Origin of the sequence: Flavobacterium cellulosilyticum, from assembly GCF_004349355.1 — a bacterium.
GTDB classification, from domain to species: domain Bacteria; phylum Bacteroidota; class Bacteroidia; order Flavobacteriales; family Flavobacteriaceae; genus Flavobacterium; species Flavobacterium cellulosilyticum.
Map to the genome: position 1 here is coordinate 859,228 of NZ_SMFK01000001.1, position 19,785 is coordinate 879,012.

The 19,785-nt window shown below is 34.8% G+C and carries 22 protein-coding genes; 12 read left to right on the forward strand and 10 right to left on the reverse strand.

Going from position 1 to position 19,785, the window contains the following annotated elements; genetic code table 11:
• The 4 genes from E0F76_RS03310 (at position 1) to E0F76_RS03325 (ending at position 4,666) form a co-directional block, all read left to right on the forward strand.
• On the forward strand, positions 1 to 2,481 hold the full coding sequence (locus E0F76_RS03310) for a S8 family peptidase (RefSeq protein WP_132001291.1): 2,481 nt from the start codon (positions 1 to 3) through the stop codon (positions 2,479 to 2,481).
• 182 nt (positions 2,482 to 2,663) lie between these two features.
• Complete coding sequence (locus E0F76_RS03315; protein WP_132001294.1) at positions 2,664 to 3,737, forward strand: hypothetical protein; 1,074 nt, start codon at positions 2,664 to 2,666, stop codon at positions 3,735 to 3,737.
• Positions 3,738 to 3,816: 79 nt separating this feature from the next.
• Positions 3,817 to 4,137 (forward strand): helix-turn-helix domain-containing protein, encoded by a 321-nt coding sequence (locus tag E0F76_RS03320; RefSeq protein WP_132001297.1) that lies wholly within the window; start codon positions 3,817 to 3,819, stop codon positions 4,135 to 4,137.
• Positions 4,138 to 4,207: 70 nt separating this feature from the next.
• Complete coding sequence (locus tag E0F76_RS03325; RefSeq protein WP_132001300.1) at positions 4,208 to 4,666, forward strand: hypothetical protein; 459 nt, start codon at positions 4,208 to 4,210, stop codon at positions 4,664 to 4,666.
• A gap of 1,066 nt (positions 4,667 to 5,732) precedes the next feature.
• Here E0F76_RS03325 and E0F76_RS03330 read toward each other — a convergent pair.
• From E0F76_RS03330 to E0F76_RS03345, 4 genes are all read right to left on the reverse strand, one after another.
• Positions 5,733 to 5,960, reverse strand: coding sequence for a hypothetical protein (locus tag E0F76_RS03330; RefSeq protein WP_220398890.1), 228 nt, complete (start codon positions 5,958 to 5,960; stop codon positions 5,733 to 5,735).
• 4 nt (positions 5,961 to 5,964) lie between these two features.
• Entirely contained in the window at positions 5,965 to 6,228 is a 264-nt protein-coding gene (locus E0F76_RS03335; RefSeq protein WP_132001306.1) for a hypothetical protein, read from the reverse strand.
• Between the two features lie 12 nt (positions 6,229 to 6,240).
• Positions 6,241 to 6,693 (reverse strand): DUF5675 family protein, encoded by a 453-nt coding sequence (locus tag E0F76_RS03340; RefSeq protein ID WP_132001309.1) that lies wholly within the window; start codon positions 6,691 to 6,693, stop codon positions 6,241 to 6,243.
• Between the two features lie 68 nt (positions 6,694 to 6,761).
• Positions 6,762 to 7,343 carry a hypothetical protein gene (locus E0F76_RS03345; protein ID WP_220398891.1) on the reverse strand — a complete coding sequence of 194 codons (582 nt, stop codon included), beginning with the start codon at positions 7,341 to 7,343 and terminating at the stop codon, positions 6,762 to 6,764.
• 319 nt (positions 7,344 to 7,662) lie between these two features.
• On the opposite strand from E0F76_RS03345, the gene E0F76_RS03350 reads away from it, so the two are divergent.
• Together E0F76_RS03350 and E0F76_RS03355 are read left to right on the forward strand one after the other, a co-directional pair.
• On the forward strand, positions 7,663 to 8,154 hold the full coding sequence (locus E0F76_RS03350; RefSeq protein ID WP_132001315.1) for a thermonuclease family protein: 492 nt from the start codon (positions 7,663 to 7,665) through the stop codon (positions 8,152 to 8,154).
• A gap of 155 nt (positions 8,155 to 8,309) precedes the next feature.
• The gene (locus E0F76_RS03355) at positions 8,310 to 9,284 is read left to right on the forward strand and encodes a hypothetical protein (protein ID WP_132001318.1); all 975 of its coding nucleotides are present in this window, start codon (positions 8,310 to 8,312) and stop codon (positions 9,282 to 9,284) included.
• Here the strand turns inward: E0F76_RS03355 and E0F76_RS03360 are convergent.
• Positions 9,226 to 9,771 (reverse strand): IS110 family transposase, encoded by a 546-nt coding sequence (locus E0F76_RS03360; protein ID WP_246021972.1) that lies wholly within the window; start codon positions 9,769 to 9,771, stop codon positions 9,226 to 9,228. The two genes, E0F76_RS03355 and E0F76_RS03360, sit on opposite strands and share 59 nt — an antisense overlap.
• 173 nt (positions 9,772 to 9,944) lie before the next feature.
• Between E0F76_RS03360 and E0F76_RS03365 the strand changes: the two genes are divergently transcribed.
• The 4 genes from E0F76_RS03365 to amaB all read left to right on the forward strand — a co-directional run bounded on the left by E0F76_RS03365 (position 9,945) and on the right by amaB (position 13,347).
• Positions 9,945 to 10,658 carry a hypothetical protein gene (locus E0F76_RS03365; protein WP_132001321.1) on the forward strand — a complete coding sequence of 238 codons (714 nt, stop codon included), beginning with the start codon at positions 9,945 to 9,947 and terminating at the stop codon, positions 10,656 to 10,658.
• Positions 10,659 to 11,012: 354 nt separating this feature from the next.
• Positions 11,013 to 11,261 (forward strand): type II toxin-antitoxin system ParD family antitoxin, encoded by a 249-nt coding sequence (locus E0F76_RS03370; protein ID WP_132001324.1) that lies wholly within the window; start codon positions 11,013 to 11,015, stop codon positions 11,259 to 11,261.
• Positions 11,254 to 11,553: a type II toxin-antitoxin system RelE/ParE family toxin gene (locus tag E0F76_RS03375; RefSeq protein ID WP_132001327.1), complete on the forward strand. Its 300-nt coding sequence runs from the start codon at positions 11,254 to 11,256 to the stop codon at positions 11,551 to 11,553. Before E0F76_RS03370 ends, E0F76_RS03375 begins: the two co-directional genes overlap by 8 nt.
• Positions 11,554 to 11,793: 240 nt before the next feature.
• Entirely contained in the window at positions 11,794 to 13,347 is a 1,554-nt protein-coding gene (gene amaB / locus E0F76_RS03380) for an L-piperidine-6-carboxylate dehydrogenase (RefSeq protein WP_132001330.1), read from the forward strand.
• 73 nt (positions 13,348 to 13,420) lie between these two features.
• Here the strand turns inward: amaB and E0F76_RS03385 are convergent, their stop codons facing one another.
• From E0F76_RS03385 to E0F76_RS03405, 5 genes are all read right to left on the reverse strand, one after another.
• Positions 13,421 to 13,903: a DUF6646 family protein gene (locus E0F76_RS03385; protein ID WP_132001333.1), complete on the reverse strand. Its 483-nt coding sequence runs from the start codon at positions 13,901 to 13,903 to the stop codon at positions 13,421 to 13,423.
• A gap of 32 nt (positions 13,904 to 13,935) precedes the next feature.
• Complete coding sequence (locus E0F76_RS03390) at positions 13,936 to 14,661, reverse strand: metallophosphoesterase family protein (protein ID WP_132001336.1); 726 nt, start codon at positions 14,659 to 14,661, stop codon at positions 13,936 to 13,938.
• Positions 14,662 to 14,764: 103 nt separating this feature from the next.
• Positions 14,765 to 15,904: an ATP-binding protein gene (locus E0F76_RS03395; RefSeq protein ID WP_132001339.1), complete on the reverse strand. Its 1,140-nt coding sequence runs from the start codon at positions 15,902 to 15,904 to the stop codon at positions 14,765 to 14,767.
• 50 nt (positions 15,905 to 15,954) lie between these two features.
• On the reverse strand, positions 15,955 to 16,716 hold the full coding sequence (locus tag E0F76_RS03400) for an SDR family NAD(P)-dependent oxidoreductase (RefSeq protein ID WP_132001342.1): 762 nt from the start codon (positions 16,714 to 16,716) through the stop codon (positions 15,955 to 15,957).
• 23 nt (positions 16,717 to 16,739) lie between these two features.
• Positions 16,740 to 17,612, reverse strand: coding sequence for an aldo/keto reductase (locus E0F76_RS03405; protein ID WP_132001345.1), 873 nt, complete (start codon positions 17,610 to 17,612; stop codon positions 16,740 to 16,742).
• A gap of 214 nt (positions 17,613 to 17,826) precedes the next feature.
• Here E0F76_RS03405 and E0F76_RS03410 point away from each other — a divergent pair, with 214 nt between their 5' ends.
• Both E0F76_RS03410 and E0F76_RS03415 read left to right on the forward strand, forming a co-directional pair.
• Positions 17,827 to 18,831 carry an AAA family ATPase gene (locus E0F76_RS03410; protein WP_132001348.1) on the forward strand — a complete coding sequence of 335 codons (1,005 nt, stop codon included), beginning with the start codon at positions 17,827 to 17,829 and terminating at the stop codon, positions 18,829 to 18,831.
• An 80-nt stretch (positions 18,832 to 18,911) separates the two neighbouring features.
• Complete coding sequence (locus tag E0F76_RS03415; protein WP_132001351.1) at positions 18,912 to 19,775, forward strand: DUF58 domain-containing protein; 864 nt, start codon at positions 18,912 to 18,914, stop codon at positions 19,773 to 19,775.
• The last annotated feature ends 10 nt before the right edge of the window (positions 19,776 to 19,785 follow it).

Here is a 19,785-nt window from a genome sequence, read left to right on the forward strand (position 1 = left end):
ATGAGGGAAGATTTTAAGCCACATCTTTTTATAAAGAATGTTCACACATCACACAGCTACACAACACCACCCTCTGGAGGACGAGGTGATGCTAATTTACCAGAAAGAAATAAAAATGAACATGGCTACGCCATATTGTCGTCATTAAATGAAATATGGGGGAAGTATGAACAGCAAATTGCATTAAGAAAAGAAAATGGTTTGCCAACTAAAGAAGGGGAATACATAACTTTTACAAGTGCCAGAGATAATACTTTAAAAATTGAATCTCTTGATTCAAGCGGTGCGGTTTTGTTAAACGTAAATACCAACATAGACACAAATCAACAAATCGCAACGGTTTTCATTCCTGAAGATAAAAAAAATAACTTTGTAGATAAAGTTGAAAAGTACATCAACACTAATGATGGTATTAAACCTAGAAATCAGGAATTAATTGAAAAAATTGATACTGTTGAAATATCCACAGTTGAATATTTATGGAGTAGTCCCATAGAATTTATTCCCAAAGAATCAGCAATTTGGTGTGAAATATGGTTAGCAACAGAAGGGCAAGCTATTAAACCTATAACAAACCATTTGACTGAAATTTGTACACTATTTGAAATAGAATTTCTTGATGGTGTTTTGGAATTTCCTCAAAGAACTATTTTTATAATCAAGGCGAACCATGCTCAATTAAATGAACTAATTATGTCATTTGGTTGGATTGCCGAAATACGTAAAACAGAAGAATTAAATAACTTTTGGATTAATCAGAGAATTTCAGAGAATAATCAATGGGTCGATGAAGCTTTAAGAATTACAACTTTTACAAAAACTAATAATTTTATTTGTATCCTTGATACCGGGATTAACAATGGTCACTCATTAATCGCACCAATACTTGATAATCCAAATTTAATGACAGTAGAACCCGGATGGGGCCTCAATGATAGCGACGGTCATGGTACCAGTATGGCAGGTGTAGTTGCTTATGGTAATTTGAATGCGATTCTTGAAAATAAAAATCCAATTGAAATTTACCATCAATTAGAATCAGTAAAAATTTTACATCCAGCTTACCCTAATGATAGACTAAAATTACCCTTAATTACTTTAGATGCTGTTAACAGAGCCATAATTAATAATCCTGATAACAATAGAATTTTTTGCATGGCAATTACTACAGATTTTCAAGTATATTTTGGCAAACCGTCTGCATATTCATCGGTAATAGACAGGATTATTTTTGGTGAGGGTAATGATGATAAAAAATTATTTGTTATTAGTGCCGGTAATGTTAGAGATGAAGAAGATTACAAAAATTACCCTGAAAGTAATTTGAATAGTTCAACAGAAAGTCCAGCGCAGTCTTGGAATGCAATTTGTGTTGGAGCCTACACAGAAAAATTATTACCAAATGCAAATACTATAGCAAATAAATTTGAACTATCTCCTTACAGTAGAACTTCAAGTTCATGGGATAATAGTTGGCCAATAAAGCCAGAAGTTGTATTTGAAGGTGGTAATCGTATTCTTTTAGAAAATGGTGAAACAGAAGGGCATGATGATTTAGAAGTTTTGACAACTCACAGAAACGCCTTGGTTCATAATTTCACAACTATATCGGCTACTAGTTCTGCAACCGCATTCGCTTCTAATTTTCTGGCAAAACTTAGAAATATATATCCTAATGCATGGGTGGAAACACTCAGAGGTTTGATGATTCATTCCGCTTCTTGGAAAGATGAAATGATTAGTCAATTCCAAATAGATACTACCAAAAAAGGAGATATTCAAGAACTTCTCAAAATTGTTGGTTACGGTATTCCTAATCTTGAAAAAGCTATAGAATGCAAATCAAATTATTTAACATTTATATCCGAACAGATTATTCAGCCTTATAAGCTTGAAGGAAGTGATGTAAAAACAAATGAAATTCATTATTATGAATTTCCTTGGCCTAAAGATATTCTAGAGAGTATAGGTGCTGAAGATGTTACTATGAGAGTTACTTTGTCCTATTATATTGAGCCTAATCCAGGAGAAAAAGGATATTCAACAAAATATTCGTACCAATCATGTGCTTTAAAATTTCATTTAATTAAGCCTAATGAAACATTCAATAGTTTCCAAGTAAGAACAAATAAAATAAATCAAGATAATTTAAAAGAAGCACTTGGTAAAACTACCTTAGACGATAATGATTACGCAAAAGGTTCTTTGAGTGAAAGATGGTTTTATGGTTCTAAGAATATTTTTAAAGGCTCAATTCATAGTGATTTTTGGAAAGGTTCTGCTGCTGACATTGCATCTTGTAATATTCTTGCCGTTTATCCTCTTGCTTCTGGTTGGTGGAAACAACTTAAGAAACAAAATAAAAGTAATTCCCAATTACGTTATTCATTAATTGTATCAATTGAAACTCCTGAAAATACAATAGATATTTATACTCCGATTGCTACTCAAGTTGCAGTTGAAAATTTCATAGTGGTTTAAAATATATTTATTAACTGAACCAATATATTCCTACTCAATTCAATTATCTCATTCAGCTGCACAAAAATCGCTCCTAGTCCAAGTATTCCTAGCATCAATTCTTTGTTTGCTTCATTTCGCTAATTTCATTTTTTAAACAACATTTTGTACCTTTAATTCTGATTTTTAAAGAGGTACTTTTTATGGAAACTATCGAATTAACTAGAAAACAACTCTATGATTTAGTGTGGTCAACACCCATTATCAAACTAGCATTGCAATATGCAATCTCAATCGACGGTCTGAAAAAGTTATGCAAGCAATTTGACATCCCGATTCCTGTCGGTGGCTATTGGATGAAACTCAAACATAATAAACCGGTAAAAAAAACAAAATTCAATGACATTTTTGGAGGTGTGGGCAAAATAGTCCTTACAATCCGCGAAGAAGGTAGTACCGTAAACCTGGACCAAACACCGCTAACCATAAGAACCAAAGAAATCGAGAATGATCCTGATGCTCCATTAATTGTTCCTGATGTAATAATAAAACCGGATATTCTGACAATTCAAACAAGGGATTTCTGGAAAGCCGCAAAGAACAATATATTTTACACAGACGATACCAAAATACATTATCCAATTAGATTTGAAATAAGCAATAGAGAAAGAGCTTTACGATTTATGGATACTTTTACAAAGTTAATTAGACATAGAGGACACACTATTTCTAAAGAGTATCATAATACTTGTGTACTAATTGATGGTGTTTTTATCGAAATAGATTTGAGGGAAGCTTCCAAAAGAGTCCAAGCAAAACCTCCCTATTATGGCACAACTCTAGAGCCTACAGGTGAATTTATTTTTAAAATCGAGAGTTATCTCGATGATAAAGAATGGAGAGACGGGAAGGTTAAAATAGAAACATTATTGGCAAAAATAGTAGCCAAGATAGAAATAGAAGCAGAAAAGAAAAAAATAAGGAAGGAAGAATCTCGTCTCTGGCATATAAAATATGAAGAAGAGCTAAAACGCAAAGAAGAAATTAAAAAACGCAGGGATGAAGAAGTTGAAAAATTCAATAGATTAGTCAAACTTTCCGAGCAATATGACAAAACCCGCTTAATCAGGCAATACATTGAAGCCAGGAAGCAAAACGCCATCGATACCAATACCTTGACTACCGAAAAACAAGAATGGATCAATTGGGCCAACGACAAAGCAGATTGGCTTGATCCCTTAATCAACAAACCAGATGAAATACTGGATACCAAATAAAATACCAAAATATTTTTAGCCCCCGCTTAAAATTCACATCCAATAGTACCTCTTTTGTTTAATCATAAGTACCGATAAAATGGAAAATCCTTTTGAAATTATCCTAGAAAGACTGGACCGCATAGAAAAATCTATCGAACTATTAAGTGCCAACGGTCCATTAGCACATAAAAACGATCCAATGGATATAAAAGCCTTATCAGCTTACATAAAAACAAGCCCTTCTGCTATTTATAAATTCACTTCTGAAGGTTCAATCCCTCATTATAAAAATGGCAAAAGACTATATTTTAAAAGAGAAGAAATTAATGATTGGATATTTACAACCAAGGTAAAAACAGCTTATGACATAGATAAAGCAGCAGATGAATACATAAGAAAACATCCAAGAAAATATTGAATAAGCCATCCCTTTCAATAAATAAATTCTTACTTTTGATTAACCCATTAAATGTAAATGATAATTCAAAATGAATAACCAATCCAAATACACTGAAGAACTATTGCGCTTTCTGGAGAATGAAGAAAACTATCCTGAAATGATCGAATGGATTGAAGATCTTCCAGAACTAGATCAACCCGATGTGTTTAGAGAAATGGAAGCTATTTTTAAAGAACGCCATTTAAAAACAGGCGAACAGGATTGGTTAGACAAAGCCAATTTAATCGCTAGTGGCATTGACGATTTTGAAGAAGAAATCCTGGACAATAAACTGGACAAAGCATTATTTATGATGCAATTTGACAACATAGAGATTAATCCGGAACAAGCACCATTATTTTTAATTGAAGCCAGAAAAGTAATAATTAAAGTCATCCTCTCCAATCCCGAAGACATCAAAGAAATGTGGAAGCTTGCCAAAAAAATAATTAAACTTGAAAAAGAAGCAGGCATTTACGACCCAGCCAATTGGATAGAAATCTTATGATGCCAAATTTATAAAGAAATCCAAAAAAACATAACACCCCTTCCAATTAAAAAAAGATAGGAACGCTAACGCTGACCTTTTTGCGCCCACCCGGCCAACGCTCTGCCAACGCTCCTGTGGTTTTGGGCTTCTGCCAACGCTCTAACAGCACATTGCTTTTTTTATTAGACTTTATTATTGTTTTTTTGGTTTAATAAGAAAAAGCAATAAGCTGTTTCCCAACGCTCGAAAGCCCAAAACCACCCCCAAGCTATCTTACATAATAAGTCGTTATAGTTCAAGCCCTGCGAACCCCGCAGGACTCGAAACTATAAACATATTATGTAACATAGCCGCACCCCAACGCCCCCACCCGCAATAGGAACAGTATTTTCATTGTTTTTTGAAGATGCCATAGCAACTCCTAACAACGTTTTCCGATAAATAAAAACACTCCATTTCAAAAAAACAGTTAGGCATCCTCAAAAATCAAATTTCCCCACAAGAGTATCGTTTTTTATTTGCCACCACCACCCCAGTAATTGCTTTCCCAAAAAGCCGATGCCATATCGGTCTTATTGATGCCTATTTGAAGTTAGAAGCATTATCTTTCTTTCATAAGTCTGGCATCAACTTTTCCGGGAAAGCAATCAGCAACATCCAATTCCACAAATAGAAAAACGATACACTTGTTTCGCTTCTGCCAACGCACTAGGAACGTTCAGTTGGGGGAATCTTCCATTCCCCCAAACCCCCTTGGATGCAATTTTTTTTGAAAGAATGCCAAAGCATCCTTTTTCAAAATCACCACCCCACTCAGCATTCTCTCAAAAAAAACAGCTCCGATTCCCCTCTTATCCGATTGATCTCTGACAAATTTGAAGATTGAGGCATACTTGTGAATCTTTTTCGGATAAATAAAATCCCTTTTGACTGACAGATGAGCACTACCAAAGCCCAACATAAGTGCCACATATTCCGCCCACTTAAATAAAACGGTGAAAAGCAAAGCAAATCACCTCTTACCAACGCTATAAACGAAAAAAGCTCCGAATTTCGGAGCTAATTTGACTGATTTTAGACTTTTTTACTTGTCTGGTTCTGCTTCCTCTTCGGTTTTTACTCCAGTTTGAGAAACTACTGAAATAATACTTCCGCCCAGGATTAAATATCCTGCGGCCGTCACGATTCCGACAGGCAAGGCAACCGGGGAAGCTATGATTATGCCGCCAACGGATGCCAATGCTATCCCAACAGTTCGAAGAATTTTAAACCATTTTGGAGTTGGCGCGAAAACTCTTTCCGCGAAATTCATTTCCTTATTTTTCATAATTATATTTTTTATGGATGAATAATTCTAAATCGTGTACTCTTTTTTCGATGTATTCCACTTTCTGGTTGAGTAAATCATTGCCACTTTTGAACTCGGTTTTGATGATTAAAACCATTGTTTTTACTTCGATCAAATCTTTCTCCACACTCTTGAAATCAGTGTGTAATTGCTTGATAAAATAAGCCACAACCGAGAGTAACAAGGTGATCAATGTTCCAAAAAGTGCTGCGATGGTGTTGATATTTTCCATTGGATCGGCTTTTTAAAATTGAAAATTATTCTCAATGGCAAATTGGTTGGAAGAATCCTTTGCCAATGCTGCCAACTTGGGATAAATCATTTTGTAAGCTGCGATACTCTGGGAAACTTGAAAATCGCCATCCACAAACTGGAAACCAAAACCGCAAAGCGGACAGCCGGCAGTTTCTTTGATCGTGTTTCCGGTATGGATATAAACAAAACTGAAATTCGGCAAACCCGAAATTTCAATCATTCCCTGGTGCAGCTTTCCAAAAGCTTTTTTGTAATCCACGTTTTTGGCTCCCCAAGTGTTGAGTTTTAATTCAAAAATACCCGTCGGAATGGCCGTTTGAGAAGCAATCTTCACTTCCCTGATTTTATCCTCCAACAAATAACATTGGAAAATTCCGTTGATGTACAACTGGCTTAATGTGCTTTGTTTGCCTTGGGCAACCCTGATTATCTTGTTTTCCATTGTTTTTGTTTTAAGGAGTTGATAAAAAAAATCCCTCGTTTTTGGCGAGGGATTCTTCAGGTTTTTTTCTAAAAAGCGTCCTCGACTTTCAAGCAGTTACCACTGGAGAACAAGTAGTAATTTGGTCCCACTTGTTGGTAGAACTCAATTCCGATACACTGCAAAACTGTGGTATTTACCGTTGGAACAGCTCCATTTGGTAAAGTTGCAGAAATTGTAGTGACAGGAACCGGAGCGTACAAGTCCAAAAAGCCACTGTATTGAATGTCGCTTACCTCGTTCAAGGCGGCATCCATTGGGTCGTAACTGTTGGTAGTGGCATTGTACTCAAAATCACTAACCACAGAAAGAGAACTAATCAAACGAAAGTGCGTGGCTCCAGATGGAGCATTCACCAAATTCGCTGGATTAAAGGCATCAACTACCAACTCGCCACTGGCTCTGTCAACCGCGTGGGTCAAAGAGTATGGAGCGTTGAAAATTCCATTGAAAGAAGAGTTTTTGTCAAACTCGAAACCTTTCAAGTAATTGCGCTGTGTGCTAATTTCAATTTTTCGGTAACCCCTGGCTTCGGTTTGATCTTCCAAGTTGATTTTCTTCATAATAGAAGTCAATCTTCCAGTAACTTGGCTGTCCGCCATTTGCTTCATCACCTGGGATAAACCAGTTCGAACCGATTTCCCGGCTTTGGCGCTCGCGCCAAATTCATTCATATTCTCACGAGTTCTCTCGAACTCCGGTGCAGTGTTTACCTGATCACCTGTTGGACCGCCAACCATTCCGGCGAAATAGCCTTCTTGTCCTTTAATTTTGAAGTGTCGGATATCTCCAAGAGTTCCAACATACTTAATAACACCCTTTTGTCTTGCCATTTTTTCTAATTTTTAAAAGTTAATTTTTGCTTGCAATTGCTTATTCAAATGTCGATTATTATCTTTGATTAAACAACTGTTAAAATACTGAAAATCAATGCAATACAACGCAAAAACACCGTACACAGTGGAAACCCACTGGCAAATTGAAGAAGTCCTTGACGGCGATAGCATCATTATTTGCCATCGCTTCACCCGATTACGAAAAGAAATCCGTCTTTATGGTTTAGATGCACCAGAAGTGAAGATTAATAGAAAGATGATTGAGGACGAAGAGAAAAGCAGTTTGCCTGCCCAATTATTGCTCCAATTTGGTTTGCAATCCTTGTACTTCGTTTTGTCGGTTGCACCGCCTAAAACGGCTGTAACTATCATCACGGAACAGGAGAACTATTACGACTACTGGAACAGGCAATTGGGGTATGTAATTTTACCCAGTGGATTATGTTTAAATGAGTTACTTTTACAGAATGGGTATGCTAAAGCAACCCAACAGTACTACTGTGGCCAGCTTGCAGCGTATCAAACGATGAACCGCCAAGCGCAGCTCAATGGTATTGGGATCTATAGCCAAGTAAAAGTATTCTGATTTGTTGTACTTATGTTGTACTAAGGGAGTTTTTAAAATTATGACTACCAATAAATACAACTCCTTACAGGCGTTTAGAGTATATATACAAGTTGGCAGAAAGCATACCAAAAATTGTGAAATTAGAAATTCAAATCAAATAATAAACCATAATAATGAATGAAAAAAAAGTAGAAATACAAAATATTGAAACTGCTGGACAAGTAGCTTTGCCTTTTAATGACGAACAGTTCAAAGATTTTATAGTTAGTTTATTAGGTAAACCTCAAACAATCTCCAAATATTTAAGAGGTACTTTTGAAATTAATAAAGACAATATTATAACATTATTTGAAGTTATAAATCAAAGAATTTACCAACAAAATGATTCTAAATTAATACAATTTAGAGCTTCAATTTATTATAATGACAACACTACTGTAACTTTGAATGGATTTGAACATTTAGTTCATTTTAATGAAAAATTACCATTAGTATCTAGAGCAGTGCATTTAACTTGGCAGTATCTTGTTAAGTTTAGAGATAAAGACACGTTTGAAAAACAAGAAATTTCAGTGTCTTTTATAACAGACAATAATGGACCAATGCCAAGTTTTGATGATGATGTTAATCATCGATTTTATGATAGTGGAATAAGTTTTCGTATATCGCATACTGCAAGAACCTGGGGTTCAGACATCGAAGCAATGTTGACAAAAAATTTACAAACATTAATTCAAAAAGAAAATAAATTTCTTGATTTCTTCAAATTCAATAATGAAAGAGTTGGCCATTTGATTTCTGCCTTTTTAATTTCTACAACTTTAATAATATCATTATTAAATACAAATCAAATCATTAAAAACGGTAACTATTCAGACAATCCAATATTTTGGATTCATCATTACGGAAACTACATTTTTCTATTTTTGGGTATATATTTTTTACAGAAAATAACATTAATTATTTTAGAAGAATTTGAATTCTATGGAGCGCCAAGTTTTATAATCTTGACACCCGAATCAGAAAAAAATAAAATAAAAAAGCAAAATAGTTATAAAAGAAAATTAGGTAAATATTTACTTGCAGTAATCAGCAGTTTAATTTTGGGTGTAGCAGGGAATTTTCTATATACATATTTAACAGCTTAAAATGCCATCTGCCAACCGCCATTCTTTTGATATGTGATTTGGTTTGTCGCAGTTTCTTGGTCACTTGCGTTCTATGACGAGCCAAGGTCGTAAATTGTTCGTGCTCTTCTGTGGGAATAAAAACGCCTTTAAGAAGACCTGATTTTAATTGATTGGACAAGTTTTTAGAATCTAAGGCATCTGTTTTTTGATAGCGCTCTTTATCTCCTCTCTTTACATCTGAGGGATTAACAACTAGAACATTCCAACCAAGGTTTAAAAAATATCGAGCTACGCTGAATCCACAGCAACCCGCTTCATAAACTAAATCTACAGCATGATCTGGAAATGTTCGCTCCACATATTGATACAAATCCTCAGCATTAGAAGGCATCGAATAGGTCTTGTGAAAAAATAAATCTGTTTGGATAGAAACTGTCCAGCTTTTTTTGTGAATATCTAAACCAATGAATATCTTTGGAATAGAAAAGGCGTCTTGTAATTGCATAATCTTCGTTTTTAGTACTCTCAAAGTTATGCTTTTACATTGATGCTTTGAGCTAGCTGGAATTTAGTGGAATTATCGTTACGCATCAAGTTTTCGTTAAGCCGAAAACTGAAAGGTTACGAACTTCCAGCCATCTCAAAGTGGCATAACGTTAGATGACATTTCCAGAAACTATGACAAAAAAGAAACTTTATTTGGATTTGAACAATCTTCCTGATTGGTCAGAATTTAATTGGATTGACTTTGAAGTTGATAATTCAATTGAAGCCGTAAAAAAATTACATCAGATAAATAAAGAAGCTTTTAATACAATTTGTAATGATTTGGAAAGTAAAATTTCCATTCTAAGAAATGAAAATAAAGCCTTAAATGCAGATGAATTGGGTCAATACATCCAACATTTATATGGAATAGAAGAGCAAATTATTTTGGAATTGAATAATGTTCAAAGTTCATCAATTATAATTTACTCGTTTGCAATATTTGAGAACAAATTGAAAATGATTTCAGAGAAAGTTAAAAGAGATTTTAAATTTGTTTTGCCAACAAAAAAATCAGATTCTTATACCTCAGAATATTGGAAAGTGCTAAAGAGTTTCGCAGATTTAAAAATTAATAGTGTAGAAAAATATTTCACTCCAATAAAATCTCAAATGGTACTTAGAAATATTATTATTCATCAAAATAATGTCGCAACAAAAGAACAATATAAAACAATTCATAAAGTACCTGGATTGACTTTCAATGAATTTGAAGAACAGTATTATTTAGTCAATATTGAAAATATATTTATAGACCAATTAGTTGGAAGAATCGAAATATTTTTTAGAGAATTATTGAATATAATAAAATTAGAAACTAACGAAAGGTTAAGAAACGTCATCTAACAGCTAAGAGTTTCGTTGGGTGAGTAGCACCAACAATGAAACTCCGGTTGAACGGAACCGATTACATGCCGTTAACACTATGGACTTATCGTAAAGATTTTAGAGAGGATATCAAGAGGATTTAGGATCCACTTTTTTTTGGACTAGTTTCTGCTTCGTTTTTCAGTGTTTTCGGTCACTTTTGGGCATAAAATCCCTTACCCTTAATTTAGTCCCCTCTGGTTCTCGTTTGCAATCGCGGATTGTTAAGAAAGTTTTACTTTAAAAATAGCCTCATTCCAGCTATTTACAAATTCTTTATAGTTTTTATCAAAAGTTACCAAAATTTGGTAACTTTGTTAAAACTTAAAAATTATGGGACGAAACACATCAGTTTCTTTAGGAGACTATTTTGAAAAATTTGTCGATAACAAGGTTTCTGAAGGTAGATTTAAAAATGCGAGTGAAGTTATTCGCGCCGGATTAAGATTATTAGAAGAAGAGGAAAGCAAAATAATTGCGCTAAAAAAAGCGATCAATGAAGGAATTGAAAGCGGAATAGCGAATGACTTTGATGCAAAAAATCATCTAGAATTTTTAAAAGCCAAAAAAAGGAATGGGTAAATTCACATTAACAAACAAAGCCGTTGAAGATTTATCTACCATTTGGGATTATACGTATGAAGTTTGGTCAGAAAATCAAGCTGACAAGTATTATTATGGGCTTATTGAAGATTGTAAACAATTGGCCGAAAATCAAAGTTTAGGTAAAGTTTATGATCAGATAAACGAAGGAATTTTTGGCTATAAATCGGGTCAACACATACTGTTTTACAGAAAATTGAGTGAAACCGAAATTGAAATTATAAGGTTTTTACATTGTAGAATGGATTTAAAAAACAGAATTCAAGAATAACAGCTCCCTTGTTTTCCTACTTACTTTTGAAAACGAATTAAAGCGCTTGCAAAGCGGGTTATTTAAAAAGTATTTTTTTTAAAATCGTTTTGCTCTAACCATTTGCAATTTCAGTTAAAATAACCTTCTCAATTCACACTTCCCTCCAAAAAAGTTAAATTCTCATCAATTCCTTTTGAAGCTATTTTTAAAGCAATATATTTGTGTGGCAATCTAACAATTTCAACTAAATAAGTTACAATGATAACAATAGCAGAACAATTCGGAAAGAATGAAGCATTATATCAGTTGGGAATAAAACCCATAAACGCAGGAACTTCAACGGGAAATACTCATTTTTCATCAGGAGAAACTTTGGATAGTTATTCACCCGTTGACGGAAAATTAATTGCATCCGTTACAACAACTACGCCAGAAGAATACGAAAAAGTGATGCAATCCGCCACTGAGGCATTCAAAATAGTCAGACTTATACCAGCACCTCAAAGAGGCGAAATCGTACGTCAATTTGGTGATAAATTACGCAAAAATAAAGAAGCCTTAGGGAAATTAGTTTCCTACGAAATGGGAAAATCATTGCAAGAAGGCTACGGTGAAGTACAGGAAATGATAGATATCTGTGATTTTGCGGTAGGGCTTTCGCGTCAATTACATGGGCTTACCATGCATTCCGAGCGTCCAGGACACCGGATGTACGAGCAATACCACCCATTGGGAATTGTCGGAATCATATCGGCATTCAATTTTCCGGTGGCAGTTTGGGCTTGGAATACCGCTTTGGCTTGGATTTGTGGCGATGTATGCGTCTGGAAACCTTCCGAAAAAACACCACTTTGCGGGATTGCCTGTCAAAATATCATTGGTCAAGTAATCAAAGAAAATAACCTACCAGAAGGAATTTCGTGTTTGATTAATGGCGACTATAAAATAGGAGAATTAATGACCGCCGACAAACGCATTCCTCTTATTTCAGCAACAGGTTCTACCCGAATGGGGAAAATCGTAGCGCAAACAGTGGCAGCTCGTTTGGGAAAATCATTATTAGAATTGGGCGGAAACAATGCCATAATTGTAACACCGGATGCCGATATAAAAATGACGGTAATCGGAGCCGTTTTTGGCGCCGTGGGAACCGCGGGACAGCGTTGTACATCGACCCGTCGTTTGATTATTCACGAAAGCATCTATGATAAAGTGAAAGAAGCTTTGGTTTCGGCTTATGGTCAATTGAAAATTGGGAATCCATTGGACGAAAGCAATCATGTTGGTCCACTAATCGATGCTCATGCCGTGAAAATGTATGCTTTGGCTTTAGATAGAGTAGAAGAACAAGGAGGGAAAATTATTGTAGAAGGTGGTGTAATTACTGGTGCTGGTTACGAAAGCGGTTGTTATGTAAAACCAGCCATTGCCGAAGCACAAAATTCTTTCGATATTGTGCAGCACGAAACTTTTGCACCCGTTTTATATTTGCTGAAATATTCAGGTTCGGTAGAACATGCTATCGCTATTCAAAACGGAGTAGGGCAAGGATTATCTTCTGCAATTATGACCAATAATTTGCGTGAAGCCGAACTTTTCTTGTCGGTTGTTGGTTCTGATTGTGGTATTTCGAATGTGAATATTGGAACTTCAGGTGCTGAAATTGGAGGTGCTTTTGGAGGAGAAAAAGATACTGGTGGTGGACGCGAATCGGGTTCCGATGCTTGGAAAGTCTACATGCGTCGTCAAACCAATACAATCAATTATACTACAAGTTTACCCTTGGCACAAGGAATAAAGTTTGATTTGTAACAGAGATAAAACCTCAAAAAAAAACGGCTCTGAAATATTTCGGAGCCGTTTTTTGTATATTAAATTCAAATTGTTACAAATTGAAAGACACTCCAATATCAAAAGTAGCACCATTGTTATATCTTGATATTGCTTCTGTATCATATTTTGCAATTGGAACCGAAAATTCAGAAAAAATTCCAAAACCTTCTGAGAAAAAATACCTTGCACCAAGATGTCCACCAAAGTTTTTTATACCTAAATTTAATCCAGGATACAAATCAAAATGGGGATCTACATTTAAGACATTTCCTAAATTAGCATTAAATCTAAGTTTAGCATCAAAACGATAATCACTATTAACAACACTTATATGACTTCCGCCTAATAGATAAGAAGCAAGCACGCCAACAGAAATGTTTTCTCCCAAACCAAAATCAGTTGAAGCTACAATTCCAGTTCCACCATCTTGAATGTTCATTCCAAGGTTGAATTTTGTGTCTCCTTTTCCTTTAAAGGCTTGAGCGTTTAGCATACAAAATGCTCCTAATAATACGAGAGTAAAAATTTTTTTCATAGTTTGAGTTTTTTGTAAATATAATAATATTTTTAATTTCTTCCTTTTTCAGTTGGATATAAATTAGGTAAATTCTCGCTTTGCCAATATTGCTTTGTGTCAATATCCATAATAGTCAAAGGTCCTTTGAAAGCTGCTCCTGTGTCTATATTCAATACATTGGCCATTTGAACAGGAACTGTTTCGTTTATTCTGGTAACGGGGGTATGACCAATGTAGATTTCTTTATATAAAGTCAATCGTTTTGGATAGAGCAAATCATCTGTTGTCATTTTTTTATCTAAGGCCAACGCCATTTCCCAAAGGGATCTGTCCCAAGAAAATAGTTTTGGAAAATATTCAAAAGTAACTCCATTCATATTGGTAAAACCGGCATGAATAAACAGTCGATTTTCATCGTCGAGATAATAATTTTCTAAAGTTTTTATAAACTCAATATGTTGGTCAATAGTTTCCTGTTCAACTTTTGCATAAGCCAAAACGGTAGATTCTCCACCATGTTGATACCACATTGGATTGTCTTTGCTATTTGTGAGCCAATCTAACAATAATTCATCGTGATTCCCCAGAATGCAGATACAATTATGTGTGGTTTTAAGTGCTATTAAATAATCAATAACTTGTGGCGATTGACTCCATCCATCTACATAGTCACCCAGAAAAATTAGGGTGTCTTTAGGGGTAACCTTGGCTCTTTCCATGATTTGGTGTAAAGCACGCAATCCACCATGAATGTCACCTATAACTAATGTTCTCATTTAATATTTTTTGGTTTTTATTAATCTAAATAATTTACGAAATTCCTAAATTATACGTTGATTTAAAAAAGTTCAATTTGAGAATTTGCGGTTAAATTTTGTTTCACTGCACGTCGTATTTCATCTTCCTCAAAATTCGCAACGATTCTTTGAATGACAAATATACAGAAGTGAAAGGTTTTAAAAGAGATTTAGCATCTATCAATTTTTGTTTGGCTTCTTCAAATCCGTTGAGGTAACACACCATAAAAGTCGAAGGTAAATTATCTAAGTCTTTAAGTTCTCGTTGTGTTAAGCTAAGCCCTTTTTGGAGTTTATTTAAAAGAGCAATGTTCGAATTGTAAATGTGATACAACATTTTTTTATTGAATTCTGGTGGTTGAAAGAGTATTTTACGTTCTATATTATAATACCCATTATCATAAAAACGGATGGTTTGTTGCTCTAATGGATAATAACTTGTTTTGTCGTTCAGTCCTAAAGAAACGTATTCTATAATTGTAAAAGAATCCTCGTCAAAAGTAATTGTTACGACATCCTGAGCTGAATAAAAAAGTTTGATTTGCTCATTGATAAGTTCAATATCCACACGAGAAAGGTAGGTTTTGTCACGAGATCTTTTCGGAATTCCAGCCCAACAAATAACAAATAATTCTTTGAAAACCTTGTATTTTGGCGCCATATCTTTGTGACGGTAATTCAAAAAATCAATCACCCCATCAAGAGTGTATTCTATACTGTTTCGGGAATTGTTTTCAATACCAATGACAGTTTCTGTATTTTGATAATTTTTCTCGATTTCCCCTTCTACGGGGCTGGTATTGCTGCCACGACGAATAAAAACGCTATTCGCTGGAATCGTATGAATTCCTTTTTTGAAAAAGGAGGTTTTGCTATTCGCTTTTATAGTAACTAAACCTATGACTCTGTCTTTGGGTAAATTAGGAAAAGGGATATTTTCATATTGAATTTTTGGTGGATTTTCGAGATAAGCATTTACTAAGTTTTGAATGCGGCTATCGTCGAAAAAATCATCACCCACAATTTCATTATCTTGATCTTCAACTCCCACAACAATATAGGAATTATTGGCGGGATTTGAGTTGGATAAGGCACAGATATGTTTCAAAAACTTTGCTTTTCCCTCCCGTGCATGCAAATTTAACTGTCGTTTTTTGTCATAAAAACTGCTCTCATCATTGTGAGCTAAGAGGTTTTTTATGAGCAAACGTTTGTTAATCACTTTAAATAGAGGTTTTCGAATTCAGGTTTTAAAACTGAAGTTGTAGGTTTTTAGGCATTCAAGGATCGATTTACAATTGTAGCAGATCCTTGTGCGGTTGCCATTACAATCAAATCAAAGATGTTTACATGAGGAGGTCTCGAAACGACAAAATGAATAATATCTGCAATATCTTCAGCTTGCAAGGGTGTTAAACCTTTATAAACAGTAGCGGCTTTATCTTTATTTCCTTTAAAACGAACTTCGCTAAACTCCGTTTCAACCATTCCGGGATGAATGGCACTTACTCTAATTCCGTAGGGATTTAAGTCCATTTTCATGCTTTTGTTCAACGCATCAACAGCATGTTTTGTGGCGCAATATACATTCCCATTGGGATACACTTCTTTTCCTGCAGTAGAACCAATATTGATGATATGTCCTGATTTTCGTTCGATCATTTGCGGAATAATTGCTTTGGAAACATACAAAAGACCTTTTACGTTGATGTCAATCATCGCATCCCAGTCGTCTAAATTCCCATTTTGAATAGGGTCTAAACCATGTGCATTTCCAGCATTATTTATTAAAACATCAATTTTTGAAAACGGCTCAGGCAAAGAATGTATGCTTTCGAAAACTGCTTTTTTATCACGAACATCAAAACATAAAGTATGGATTTCAGTAAATTCAGAAAGTTCTTTTTTGAGCGAAGTCAATCGTTCTTCTCTTCGCCCACAGATGATAATTTTGTAATTATTTTTTGCTAATATTCGAGCCGTTGCTCTGCCAATTCCACTTGTTGCTCCAGTTACTAGGGCTATTTTAGTCATAATTTATAGTTGTTTTTTTTATTTTAAGGAACTTTTTTTCCGGCACTTTCCGTCCAGAAAGCAAACCAATCTTCTAGTTCCATTTCGATGGATGTAGTCTTCATCAAATTAGTAATTCTGGTTTTGTCGGCGGTGCCAATGACAGGTAAAATTCCTGACGGATGTTTCATAATCCAAGCCAACAGCAATATGTCAATTGAAACGTTATATTTCAACGAAAGTTGTGTCGCTAGTTTTATAATTCGAATTGATTTTTCATCCTCTTTTTTAAAGACAGAACCAAGTGGGGACCAACACATTGGCTGAATGCCATTTACTTGCATATGGTCTAAACTCCCGTTGAGCATCGCATCAAAATGAGTAACCGAAAACTCGATTTGGTTGTAATTTACTTTTATTTTTGTCTGAATTAAATCCGTTTGACTTGGAGTAAAATTGGAAACTCCAACATCCAGAATTTTTCCTTCCGTTTTAAGTTTTTCAATCGCTTCGGCAATTTCATCAACTTGCATTAACGGACTTGGTCGGTGTATTAAAAGCAGGTCCAAATAATCAGTTTTCAAATTCTTTAAAGATTGTTCTACGGACCAAATTATATGAGATTTAGCATAGTCGTAATGGTGGACAATTGTTCCTCTTTTTTCTGATGGTAATTGGATGCCACATTTTGAAATCATTTGAATTTTATCTCTTTCGATTCGGCTTTCGCCAAAAGCATCGCCAAAAGCGGCTTCAGTTGTGTAACCACCATAAATATCGGCATGGTCAAATGTGGTAATTCCGGATTCGATGCATGTATTCATCAAATCAATCATTTGGAGACGATCTAAATTTCGGCCCCAAATTCCCCATGTCATCGTCCCGGCAATGATTTTGGAAAAAGGTGTTTTATTCATAAGTTTATATTGATTATTATTTACTAGTGAATCCTCTATTTTATGGAGGATTTATTTAAAACTATAAAATTATGAAAAGACTATCACAAATCATCCTTAAAATTGAGATTTTATAAGAAGTTTTAACCATTTTTTAACATTGAACTTATAAAAAAAAATTCAATTTGCACCATCAAAATGGATGAACACAATTTACAGAAATTAAAATAGAAAAATGGAAGAAAATACAGCTACTATGGACATTAGAGCAATCAATGAGAAAATAGAAAGAGAAAGTGCTTTTATCGATTTGCTTACTATGGAAATGAATAAAGTTATCGTAGGTCAAAAACATATGATCGAACGATTGTTAATTGGACTCTTAGGTCAAGGACACATCTTATTAGAAGGAGTTCCAGGTTTAGCAAAAACTTTAGCTATTAACACCTTGTCGCAAGCCGTTCACGGATCTTTTAGCCGTATCCAGTTTACACCAGATTTATTACCAGCTGATGTTGTGGGAACCATGATTTACAACATAAAATCCAATGAATTTTCTATAAAAAAAGGACCTATTTTTGCCAATTTCGTTCTTGCGGATGAGATAAATCGTGCGCCAGCAAAAGTGCAATCGGCTTTGTTAGAAGCGATGCAAGAAAAGCAAGTGACTATTGGCGACACCACTTTCAAACTAGACAGACCCTTTTTAGTTTTGGCAACGCAAAACCCAATCGAACAAGAAGGAACCTATCCTTTGCCAGAAGCGCAAGTCGATCGTTTTATGTTGAAAACGGTGATTGATTACCCTAAAATGGAAGACGAAAGAATGGTAGTTCGTCAAAACCTAAAAGGAAATTACGAAAAAGTAAATCAAGTGGTTTCTATAGAGCAAATATTGCGTGCGCAAGAAGCGGTTCGTGAGGTTTATATGGACGAAAAAATAGAGAAATACATTCTTGATATTGTTTTTGCCACTCGTTACCCAGAAAAATATAAATTGGCTGATTTGAAACCTTTAATTAGTTTTGGAGCTTCTCCACGTGGAAGTATCAATCTCGCCAATGCAGCGAAATGTTACGCTTTCATCAAACGCCGTGGGTATGTAATTCCAGAAGACGTTCGCGCCGTAGTTCACGATGTCTTGCGTCATAGAATTGGAATCACCTATGAGGCCGAGGCCGAAAATATTACTTCAGTTGATATTATCAACAAAATTGTAAACGAAATCGAAGTACCGTAAAAAAGATTTTAGATTTTAGATTGCAGATTTTAGATTTTAGATCTGAAATCATCATTCGTTAATCAACAATCAACAATCAGATGGATACAAAAGACCTCTTAAAAAAAGTACGAAAAATAGAAATTAAAACCCGAAGATTGAGTGATCATATCTTTTCGGGAGAATATCATACGTCTTTCAAAGGACGTGGAATGACTTTTAGCGAAGTACGTCCTTATCAATATGGAGATGATATTCGTGCTATTGATTGGAATGTAACCGCTCGATATAACGAAGCACATGTTAAAGTTTTTGAAGAAGAACGAGAACTGACCATGATGCTAATGGTTGATATTTCGGGCTCAGAAAGTTTTGGGTCTAAAAACCAATTCAAAAAAGATATTGTTACTGAAATTGCAGCAACAATGGCCTTTTCAGCAACACAGAATAATGATAAAATTGGGTTGATTTTGTTTTCGGACCAAATTGAATTATACATTCCGCCAAAGAAAGGACGTTCACATGTATTGAGAATTATTCGAGAATTGATAGAGTTTCATCCTCAAAGCCAGAAAACGGATATTGCACAGGCATTGAAATTCTTGTCAAGTACACAAAAAAAGAAAGCTATCGTGTTTATGATTTCTGACTTTATTTCAGAAGATTACGAGCACACATTAAAAATAGCTTCCAAGAAACACGATATTACAGGTATTCGAGTGTATGATATTCGTGAAGAGAAAATGCCAAACCTAGGAATGGTTTCGATGCTTGATGCCGAAACAGGCGAAACACAATTGATTAACACGGGTTCGAAAACGGTTCGTATTAATTATGAAAAGTACTATCATGAGAAAGTGAAATATTTCAAGGAAACTTTCAGCAAATCGGGAGCTGGTGTAGTAAATACAAGAGTTGACGAAAGTTATGTGACCAAATTATTAGGCTATTTTAAATCGAGGTAAGACAAATTAT

What these genes read in the sequence shown, in the direction of transcription:
- E0F76_RS03410 (WP_132001348.1), top strand. Translation starts at nt 17,827, where the DNA reads ATGGAAGAAAATACAGCTACTATGGACATTAGAGCAATCAATGAGAAA.
- E0F76_RS03385 (WP_132001333.1), bottom strand. Translation starts at nt 13,903, where the DNA reads ATGAAAAAAATTTTTACTCTCGTATTATTAGGAGCATTTTGTATGCTA.
- E0F76_RS03355 (WP_132001318.1), top strand. Translation starts at nt 8,310, where the DNA reads ATGAATGAAAAAAAAGTAGAAATACAAAATATTGAAACTGCTGGACAA.
- E0F76_RS03370 (WP_132001324.1), top strand. Translation starts at nt 11,013, where the DNA reads ATGGGACGAAACACATCAGTTTCTTTAGGAGACTATTTTGAAAAATTT.
- E0F76_RS03345 (WP_220398891.1), bottom strand. Translation starts at nt 7,343, where the DNA reads ATGAAGCAAATGGCGGACAGCCAAGTTACTGGAAGATTGACTTCTATT.
- E0F76_RS03340 (WP_132001309.1), bottom strand. Translation starts at nt 6,693, where the DNA reads ATGGAAAACAAGATAATCAGGGTTGCCCAAGGCAAACAAAGCACATTA.
- E0F76_RS03315 (WP_132001294.1), top strand. Translation starts at nt 2,664, where the DNA reads ATGGAAACTATCGAATTAACTAGAAAACAACTCTATGATTTAGTGTGG.
- E0F76_RS03365 (WP_132001321.1), top strand. Translation starts at nt 9,945, where the DNA reads ATGACAAAAAAGAAACTTTATTTGGATTTGAACAATCTTCCTGATTGG.
- E0F76_RS03325 (WP_132001300.1), top strand. Translation starts at nt 4,208, where the DNA reads ATGAATAACCAATCCAAATACACTGAAGAACTATTGCGCTTTCTGGAG.
- E0F76_RS03360 (WP_246021972.1), bottom strand. Translation starts at nt 9,771, where the DNA reads ATGCAATTACAAGACGCCTTTTCTATTCCAAAGATATTCATTGGTTTA.
- amaB (WP_132001330.1), top strand. Translation starts at nt 11,794, where the DNA reads ATGATAACAATAGCAGAACAATTCGGAAAGAATGAAGCATTATATCAG.
- E0F76_RS03350 (WP_132001315.1), top strand. Translation starts at nt 7,663, where the DNA reads ATGCAATACAACGCAAAAACACCGTACACAGTGGAAACCCACTGGCAA.
- E0F76_RS03405 (WP_132001345.1), bottom strand. Translation starts at nt 17,612, where the DNA reads ATGAATAAAACACCTTTTTCCAAAATCATTGCCGGGACGATGACATGG.
- E0F76_RS03375 (WP_132001327.1), top strand. Translation starts at nt 11,254, where the DNA reads ATGGGTAAATTCACATTAACAAACAAAGCCGTTGAAGATTTATCTACC.
- E0F76_RS03330 (WP_220398890.1), bottom strand. Translation starts at nt 5,960, where the DNA reads ATGAATTTCGCGGAAAGAGTTTTCGCGCCAACTCCAAAATGGTTTAAA.
- E0F76_RS03320 (WP_132001297.1), top strand. Translation starts at nt 3,817, where the DNA reads ATGGAAAATCCTTTTGAAATTATCCTAGAAAGACTGGACCGCATAGAA.
- E0F76_RS03310 (WP_132001291.1), top strand. Translation starts at nt 1, where the DNA reads ATGAGGGAAGATTTTAAGCCACATCTTTTTATAAAGAATGTTCACACA.
- E0F76_RS03335 (WP_132001306.1), bottom strand. Translation starts at nt 6,228, where the DNA reads ATGGAAAATATCAACACCATCGCAGCACTTTTTGGAACATTGATCACC.
- E0F76_RS03390 (WP_132001336.1), bottom strand. Translation starts at nt 14,661, where the DNA reads ATGAGAACATTAGTTATAGGTGACATTCATGGTGGATTGCGTGCTTTA.
- E0F76_RS03415 (WP_132001351.1), top strand. Translation starts at nt 18,912, where the DNA reads ATGGATACAAAAGACCTCTTAAAAAAAGTACGAAAAATAGAAATTAAA.
- E0F76_RS03400 (WP_132001342.1), bottom strand. Translation starts at nt 16,716, where the DNA reads ATGACTAAAATAGCCCTAGTAACTGGAGCAACAAGTGGAATTGGCAGA.